Annotated in this window: 1 pseudogene; it reads left to right on the top strand. The window is 45.5% G+C overall.

Annotation, left to right across the window (positions count from 1 at the left end):
* A pseudogene (locus tag EK417_RS21210) lies at positions 1 to 1,211 on the top strand (hypothetical protein); the annotation flags it as partial.

Genomic DNA, 1,211 nt, shown 5'->3' with positions numbered 1-1,211 from the left:
AACCGTACCGTTACACAGGGAGCCAATACCCTGGCCTTTACAGGAACGCAGACCAATGCATTCTCTGTAGATGGAAATACTTTATCAGTGGATGCAGCCAATGACCGTTTAGGAGTTGGTACCACAACCCCTTCAAACAAATTACACGTAGAAGGCAGCCAGCTGCTTAATGCCGCCGTTACAACAGCCCAGACTAAAAATGCATTAGAAATTAATGTTGGACAGGATGGTTTCAGCTATGGTAATCGTGCAGAAAATTTCGGGATCAATATGAAGTCTTCTTCTTCTGCATCTACAGGACCTATTTCACGTATTAACTTTGGTGATGTTTCCACAACAACAGCAACAGGTAATCGTTACCTGTCTTTTAGTGTTGGTCAAACCCCTAACGAGCTGATGTACCTTACAGATGCTAACTCCGGAAGAGTGGGAATAGGAACGGTGTCTCCCACCAATAAGTTAGTGGTTACAGGTATTAATGCCCAACCTTCAGCATTAGGTACAGCCAATACCAATGCCACGCTTAGAATTGATGGAAACACCAGCCATGCTCTGGACTTCGGAACCTATACCAACTCTCCCTTTGGATCTTATATTTCAAGTCAGAACAAAACTGCTGCTACAGGTCTTCCTTTAGTGTTGAATCCAGTGGGCGGAAATGTAGGAATTGCTACAGCATCCCCCGGAACAGCACTGGATGTGAATGGAGCCATTACCAACCGTGAAACTGTATTAGCTGTTTCAGGCAACAGTGTTACAGTTCCTGCCAATGTAAGCCAGGTACAGATTACCGGAGCTGCTACAGCCAATGTTGCCATTTCTGCACCTGCTGCTCCCAACCCCGGCCAGAGACTGATAGTTTATAATAATACTACAGGAGGATTTGGAACTACACTGGATGGCATAACTGTTCCTAATGGCAAAGCATTGGAATTTGTTTTCAGTAACTCATTCTGGAGGTCTACCGATGGAGGCTCAGCTGGAACTTCCCCTACTAATATCTATACCGCAGACGGTACTCTTGCAGGGAACAGAACGGTAACACAGGGAGCCAATACCCTGGCCTTTACAGGAACACAGACCAATGCATTTTCTGTGGATGGAAGTACCTTATCAGTGGATGCTGCCAATGACCGTGTAGGTCTCGGCACCACTACTCCTGATACCAAACTTACTATCAGTACCCCTGATAATAGCTTCGGTTTGAATCA

The sequence above is a fragment of the Chryseobacterium candidae genome, assembly GCF_004916905.1.
In the GTDB taxonomy this organism is placed as follows: Bacteria; Bacteroidota; Bacteroidia; order Flavobacteriales; family Weeksellaceae; genus Chryseobacterium; species Chryseobacterium candidae.
The sequence above is the reverse complement of the archived record's forward strand: the minus strand, read 5'-3'. Positions and strand labels throughout refer to the sequence as shown.